The following is a 5,946-nucleotide window of genomic DNA, read 5'->3' as shown; positions in this document are numbered from 1 at the left end:
CAGCGGGGTGGCACGTGCAGCAGCGCGTCGGTGGTCGCGCCGGCCCTGTGGCTCGTCGACGCCCTCGGCCGCGCGATCCGGCCCGTGTGGCCCACCGACCGGTGTGGAGGCCCGCAGGAGGCCGTCTCGACCGCCCTCGACGCGCTCGAGGAGACCGACAGCGAGCAGTACCCGGTCCGCCTGCTGGCGCCCGCGGAAGCGACCGCAACGCCCTGAACGCTGGCCGGCCCTGAGCCCTACAGCTTGCGGAGCCGGACCCGTTCGACGGAGTGGTCCCGGCCCTTGGTGAGCACGAGGGTGGCCCGGCTGCGCGTCGGCAGGATGTTCTGCACGAGGTTCGGCTCGTTGATCGAGTCCCAGATCCGTTCCGCGCGCTCCACGGCCTCGTCGTCGGTGAGCGCCGCGAAGCGGTGGAAGAACGACTCCGGGCGCGCGAAGGCCGTCTCGCGCAGCGCGAGGAACCGGTCGACGTACCACCGGCGCACGTCGCTGGTCCGCGCGTCGACGTAGATGGAGAAGTCGAAGAAGTCGCTGACGGCGAGGTTCGACGTCCCCTCGGCGGTCGGGCGGGCCGGCTGGAGCACGTTGAGGCCCTCGACGATGAGGACGTCCGGCCGGTTCACCACGACCTCGCGGCCCGGCAGGATGTCGTAGGTCAGGTGGTCGTACACCGGGACGCGGACCTCGGGGCGGCCGGCCTTGACCTTGGACACGAAGCGCAGCAGCGCACGCCGGTCGTAGGACTCGGGGAAGCCCTTGCGCTCCATCAGCCCGCGGCGCTCGAGCTCGGCGTTGGGGTAGAGGAAGCCGTCGGTGGTGACCAGCTGGACGCGCGGCGTGGCGGGCCAGCGGGCGAGCAGCTCGCGCAGCAGGCGGGCGGTGGTGGACTTGCCGACCGCCACGGAGCCGGCCACCCCGATGACGAACGGGGTGCCGCCGACGTCTTCGCGCAGGAACGTGCTCGACGCCGCGTGCAGCCCCCGGGTGGCCTCGATGTGGAGGTCGAGCAGCCGGGAGATCGGGCGGTAGATGGCGTCGACCTCGGCGAGGTCGATCGGGTCCCCGAGGCCCGCCAGGCGCTCGACGTCGGCGTCGGTGAGCGGGAGCGGCGTGGAGGCGGAGAGCCGCGTCCAGGCGTCGCGATCCAGGTCGACGTAGGGCGTGGCCGGGGTCAGCGACGGTGGCACGTGGTCGATTGTGCCCGAGGTCGGGCGCGGGGGCCGTCCACGCCCCCCGGTAGACTCCCCGCCATGTGTGGAATCGTCGGTTACGTCGGTAGCCAGGTAGCCAGCGATCGCCCCCTGGACGTGGTGCTGGAGGGCCTGCGGCGCCTGGAGTACCGCGGGTACGACTCGGCGGGCGTCGCGCTGGTCAGCCCCGAGGGCCGGCTGGCCACCGCCAAGAAGGCCGGCAAGCTGGCCAACCTGGTCGAGGAGCTGGACCTGCGCCCGCTGCCCGAGTCGACGGCGGCGATCGGGCACACCCGCTGGGCCACCCACGGCGGACCCACGGACGTCAACGCCCACCCGCACGTCGCCGGCAAGCTCGCGGTGATCCACAACGGCATCGTCGAGAACTTCGCCGGTCTCAAGGCCGAGCTGGTGTCCGAGGGCGTCGAGTTCCTCTCGGAGACCGACACCGAGGTGGCCGCCCAGCTCATCGCGCGGGCGTACGAGGGCACGGGTGACCTGACGGCGGCGATGACCGCGGTGGCGCGCACGCTGCACGGGACCTTCACGCTGCTGGCCGTGCACGAGGACGCCCCCGACACGGTCGTCGGCGCCCGGCACGACTCGCCGCTGGTCGTCGGCATCGGCGAGGGCGAGAACTTCCTGGGGTCCGACGTCGCGGCGTTCATCTCGCACACGCGCGAGGCGCTCGAGCTCGGCCAGGACCAGGTGGTGACCATCACCCCCGACGCCGTGACGGTCACCGACTTCGACGGGCAGCCCGCCCAGGCGCGCCGGTACACGGTCGACTGGGACGCCGCCGCCGCCGAGAAGGGCGGGTTCGCGTCGTTCATGGACAAGGAGATCCACGACCAGCCGCAGGCCGTCGCGGACACCCTGCTGGGCCGGACCGACGCCCGCGGGCGCCTGGTGCTCGACGAGGTGCGGATCGACGAGTCGGTGCTGCGGGCCGTCGACAAGATCGTCGTCGTCGCCTGCGGGACCGCCGCCTACGCGGGGCACGTGGCCAAGTACGCGATCGAGCACTGGTGCCGCATCCCCGTCGAGGTCGAGCTGGCGCACGAGTTCCGGTACCGCGACCCGGTGGTGAACGAGCGGACCCTGGTGGTCGCGGTGTCCCAGTCCGGCGAGACGATGGACACGCTCATGGCGGTCCGGCACGCGCGCGAGCAGGGCGCCAAGGTGCTGGCCCTGGTGAACACGCACGGCTCGACCATCCCGCGCGAGGCCGACGCCGTGCTCTACACGCACGCCGGCCCGGAGATCGCCGTCGCGTCCACCAAGGCGTTCCTGGCGCAGATCACCGCCGCCTACCTGCTCGGGCTCTACCTGGCGCAGCTGCGCGGCAACAAGTACGCCGACGAGGTCGCCGCGATCCTCACGGAGCTGCGGGCCATGCCCGACAAGATCCAGCAGGTGCTCGACCGGTCCGACCGGGTGCGCGAGACCGCGCGGTCGATGGTGGACACGAAGTCCGTCCTGTTCCTGGGACGGCACGTCGGGTTCCCGGTGGCGATGGAGGGTGCGCTCAAGCTCAAGGAGCTCGCCTACATCCACGCCGAGGGGTTCGCCGCCGGTGAGCTCAAGCACGGCCCGATCGCGTTGATCGAGGAGGGGCAGCCGGTGTTCGTCGTCGTCCCCTCGCCGCGCGGGCGGGACTCGCTGCACTCGAAGGTGGTCTCGAACATCCAGGAGATCCGCGCCCGTGGCGCCCGGACCCTCGTGATCGCGGAGGACGGCGACGTCGACGTGCTGCCGTACGCCGACGAGGTGTTCTACGTGCMCCGGTCGCCCACGCTGCTGGCCCCGCTGCTGGCCGTGGTGCCCCTGCAGGTGTTCGCGTGCGAGCTGGCCACCGCGAAGGGGCTCGACGTGGACCAGCCGCGCAACCTGGCCAAGTCCGTCACGGTCGAGTGATCGTCGGGGTGGGCATCGACGTCGTCGACGTCGCCCGGTTCGTCGAGACGCTGCACCGCGTCCCCGCGCTGCGCGAGCGGCTGTTCACCCCGGAGGAGCGGGCGATGCCGGAGACGTCGCTGGCGGCCCGGTTCGCCGCCAAGGAGGCCATCGCCAAGGCGCTGGGGGCTCCGGGCGGCATGAGCTGGCAGGACGCGACCGTCCGCCGGGTGCTCGGGGCGCAGCCGGTCGTGGAGGTCGTCGGGACCGTCGCCGCCGTGGCCGAGGCGCTCGGCGTGGACCGGTTCCACCTGTCGATCTCCCACGACGCCGGCATCGCGTCGGCCGTGGTGATCGCCGAGCGCGACTGACGCCTCAGCGCAGCGCGGGGACCACCTCGTTCTCGAAGAGCTCGATGCCCGAGCGGTCGTAGGCGGCCTCGGCGAAGTACGTGATCGCGTACGTCATGCCCAGCTTCTCGAGGGCCTGCAGCTTCTCGACGATCTGCTCCGGCGTGCCGACGAGCGGGCCGTTGCGGAAGTTCTCCGCCTCCTGGGCGGCCTTGGCGGGCACCGTGTTGCTGTAGTGCTCCTCGATCCAGGCGATCCGGTCGTCGACCTCGGCCTCCGTCGACCCGATGACCACGTTGTAGTTCGACGACCGGGTGATCTCCTCGAACGGCCGGCCGATGGCGTCGCAGTGGCCGCGCAGGATCTGCGACTTGTGCGCGAATCCCTCCGGTGAGCCGTCGAAGTTGGTGTACGACGCGTGCTCGGCGGCGATGCGCAGGGTCTTCTTCTCGCCGCCGCCGGCGATCCACAGCGGCGGCCCGTCGACCTGCAGGGGGAGCGGTGACAGCTGCGCGCCCGAGACCTTGTAGTGCTCGCCGTCGAGGGTCGCGGTGCCGTTGGTCCACATCTGCTTGAAGATCTGCACGCCCTCGTCGAGCATCGCGATCCGGGTGCCGGCCGACGGGAAGCCGTACCCGTAGGCCAGCCACTCGTGCTCGTACCAGCCGGCGCCGATGCCCATCTCGACGCGGCCGCCCGAGATGATGTCGGCCGTCGTCGCCACCTTGGCCAGGTAGGCGGGGTTGCGGTACGCCATGCAGGTGCACATCTGGCCGAGGCGGACGCGGCTGGTCGACGCCGCGAACGCGCTGATCAGGCTCCATGCCTCGTGGGTGGCCTCGCCGTTGGGCTCGGGCACCGCGTGGAAGTGGTCGTAGACCCAGATGGAGTCGTAGGCGTCGCCCTCGTCGGCGTGCGTGGCCAGCCCGTTCATGGTCTGCCAGTGCTCGCGCGGGTCGATGCCGGTGAGGTCCTGCCGCCAGCCCTGAGGGATGAAGAGTCCGAAGCGCATGACCGGCACGTTACCTGCGCCGCGGCCGTGCTGCCGGACGTCGGTCGAATCGATCCAGCCGGTGCGAGGGTGGGCATGCGCCCCGGCGACCCACCAGGATGGGACGCGTGCAGCAGACCTGGACCTCCGCGCAGGTGAGAGCTGCCGAGCAGCCGTTGCTGGCCGCCGGTGAGCCGCTCATGGACCGTGCGGCGTTCGCGCTGCACGTGCACGTGGCCGCCGCTCTCGTCGGCCTGCGCGGTCGGGTGGCGGGCGCGCGCGTCGTGGTGCTGGCCGGCTCGGGCAACAACGGGGGCGACGCCCTGTACGCAAGCGCGCTGCTGGCCCGCCGCGGGGTGCAGGTGCTCGCCGTCCTGACGTCGGCACGGGCGCACGAGGGGGGCCTGGCCGCGTTGCGGGCCTCCGGCGGCCGGGCGGAGCCGGTGGATGACGGCTCGGCGGCGCTCGCGGCCGGCGCGGACCTCGTGCTCGACGGGCTGCTGGGCATCGGCGCCGACGGGTCGGGTCTCCGCGGTCCGGCGGCGGAGCTGGTCGCCGGGCTGCTCGCGCTCGGGCGGCCGTACGTCGTGGCCGTCGACGTCCCCTCGGGGCTCGGCGTCGACGACGGCCGGACCGACGGGGTGGTGCTCGACGCCGACCTCACGGTGACGTTCGGAGCGCTGAAGCCCGGCCTGCTGCTGGCGCCGCGCACCGCCGGCCGGGTCGAGCTGGTCGAGCTCGGGCTCGAGCCCGAGGGAGCGCCGGGTGTCGTCCGCCTCGAGCCGTCCGACGTCCGCGACCTCTGGCCGGTGCCCGCGCCGGACGCGCACAAGTACACCCGGGGCGTCGTCGGTGTGGTCGCGGGATCGCGGGCCTACCAGGGGGCGGCCGTGCTGACCACCAGCGCCGCCGTGCGGGCCGGCGTCGGCATGGTCCGGTACCTCGGGGACGTCGGCGACGCGGTCGCGGCGGCGCACCCGGAGGTCGTCGTCGGCAACGGCCGGGTGCAGGCGTGGGTGTTCGGGCCGGGGGTCTCGCCGGACGACGCGGGGCAGCGGCGGCGCATCGGGTACGCGTTCGAGCACGTGCTCTCGCGCGGGGAGGCCGCCGTGGTCGACGCCGGCGCGCTCGAGCTGCTGCCCCCGCACATCGGCCCGCACGCGGTGATCACCCCGCACGCGGGCGAGCTCGCCCGGCTGCTGAGCGCGCGCGGCGACCAGGTCGAGCGGCCGCAGGTCGAGGCGGAGCCGCTGCGCTGGGCCCGGCGCGCGCACGAGCTCACGGGGGCGACCGTGCTGCTCAAGGGGCCGGTGACGGTGGTCGCAGGCGCGCAGGGCGCCGCGTACGCGCAGGCCGACGCCCCCGCCTGGCTGTCGACGGCGGGCGCGGGGGACGTGYTCGCCGGCCTGCTCGGGGCGCTGCTGGCGGGCCGTGTCGACGCCGTCCACGACGACCCGTCGCTGGCGGCCGCGCTCGCGGCCACCGCGGCGCTCGTGCACGGTCGCGCCGCACACCGGGC

General features: G+C 73.4%; 6 protein-coding genes. 4 read left to right on the top strand and 2 right to left on the bottom strand.

Annotated elements, in window-relative coordinates; translation table 11 throughout:
• Positions 1-216: hypothetical protein (locus ACXJKG_RS18795; protein ID WP_456847258.1), on the top strand; the 216-nt coding region annotated here is incomplete at its 5' end.
• 20 nt (positions 217-236) lie between these two features.
• Here the strand turns inward: ACXJKG_RS18795 and coaA are convergent.
• Entirely contained in the window at positions 237-1,187 is a 951-nt protein-coding gene (gene coaA, locus ACXJKG_RS18790; RefSeq protein WP_456847257.1) for a type I pantothenate kinase, read from the bottom strand.
• Between the two features lie 63 nt (positions 1,188-1,250).
• On the opposite strand from coaA, the gene glmS reads away from it, so the two are divergent.
• Both glmS and ACXJKG_RS18780 read left to right on the top strand, forming a co-directional pair.
• A complete protein-coding gene (gene glmS, locus ACXJKG_RS18785) occupies positions 1,251-3,107 on the top strand; it encodes a glutamine--fructose-6-phosphate transaminase (isomerizing) (protein WP_456847256.1) in 1,857 nt (618 codons plus the stop codon).
• Complete coding sequence (locus tag ACXJKG_RS18780) at positions 3,104-3,457, top strand: holo-ACP synthase (RefSeq protein WP_456847255.1); 354 nt, start codon at positions 3,104-3,106, stop codon at positions 3,455-3,457. Before glmS ends, ACXJKG_RS18780 begins: the two co-directional genes overlap by 4 nt.
• Before the next feature lie 4 nt (positions 3,458-3,461).
• Here the strand turns inward: ACXJKG_RS18780 and ACXJKG_RS18775 are convergent, their stop codons facing one another.
• A complete protein-coding gene (locus ACXJKG_RS18775) occupies positions 3,462-4,448 on the bottom strand; it encodes an LLM class F420-dependent oxidoreductase (RefSeq protein WP_456847254.1) in 987 nt (328 codons plus the stop codon).
• Positions 4,449-4,546: 98 nt separating this feature from the next.
• On the opposite strand from ACXJKG_RS18775, the gene ACXJKG_RS18770 reads away from it, so the two are divergent.
• Positions 4,547-5,946 (top strand): NAD(P)H-hydrate epimerase (locus tag ACXJKG_RS18770; protein WP_456847253.1); only part of this gene is annotated, 1,400 nt, incomplete at its 3' end.

The sequence above is a fragment of the Cellulomonas sp. P5_C6 genome, assembly GCF_054049635.1.
This window is presented reverse-complemented; position numbering and strand designations above follow the sequence as displayed.

Bases quoted from the DNA above. Each gene is read 5' to 3' on its own strand.
- ACXJKG_RS18775 (WP_456847254.1), bottom strand. From the start codon at position 4,448: ATGCGCTTCGGACTCTTCATCCCTCAGGGCTGGCGGCAGGACCTCACC.